Source organism: Nitrosomonas supralitoralis (genome assembly GCF_003011925.2).
In the GTDB taxonomy this organism is placed as follows: domain Bacteria; phylum Pseudomonadota; class Gammaproteobacteria; order Burkholderiales; family Nitrosomonadaceae; genus Nitrosomonas; species Nitrosomonas supralitoralis.
The window spans coordinates 1-721 of sequence record NZ_PXXU01000178.1 but is presented as its reverse complement, the minus strand read 5'-3'; the positions used below and the strand labels follow the sequence as shown (position 1 = coordinate 721).

The window sequence follows — 721 nt, the reverse complement described above, 5'->3', positions numbered from 1 at the left end:
GTCAATCATTCTGTGCCACCCGAGGTAACTCCCAAGATAACGTGTTGCTACTCCATGAAACTTCTTCATCCATTGTTTGAGTCGACTGTCATAAGCATTGACGTTCTGAATATGATAGATATTGTTTATAACGCGCTGGCCAGCAGCAATATTAACCGGGCGGTGAACAATATTGGCTTGCCGGGCAATCTGTTTATACGTAGGCAACCCATCAGTGCACAGGATTACATCCTTATTTAACAGAGGGATAAGCGCTGGCTCGATTTGTTGAGTACTTGTGCCATGCAGTATACAGTTGGCAGTTTCACCATGACGGTCACGTACCACTAATACGGGCACCTGTTCTTTTGAGGTACCTTTCTTGACGGCTTTGCCGCCACGCTTGCGTGCAGACCTGGGCAATCGACGCTGCCCTTTAAAAGACTCCAGGAAATAGGTTTCATCGGCTTCGACAATACCATTCATTTTGTCGGGTTGACGGGTTGCAGGCATTTGTAAAAAACGATGCCGCCACTTAAAGCTTGTATTACTGGCTATCCCACAGCTATCCGCTGATTTACGGATGCTGAATCCTTGAATCATCGTTTGCTCATATTCGAACCATTTGTCCTTGTGACGTAATCGTGCCAGTGGCGTGCCCGTAAGTGCGTTAAATGTGCGATTGCATTGACGGCAACGATAGCGTTGCAACTCACTGACTTTTCCCCAACGATATAGCTCG

1 protein-coding gene is annotated in these 721 nt (G+C 46.9%); it reads right to left on the bottom strand.

All coding sequences use genetic code 11. From position 1 onward, the window contains the following. Window positions 1-721 (bottom strand): IS1595 family transposase (locus C7H79_RS17300; protein WP_106708448.1); only part of this gene is annotated, 721 nt, incomplete at both ends.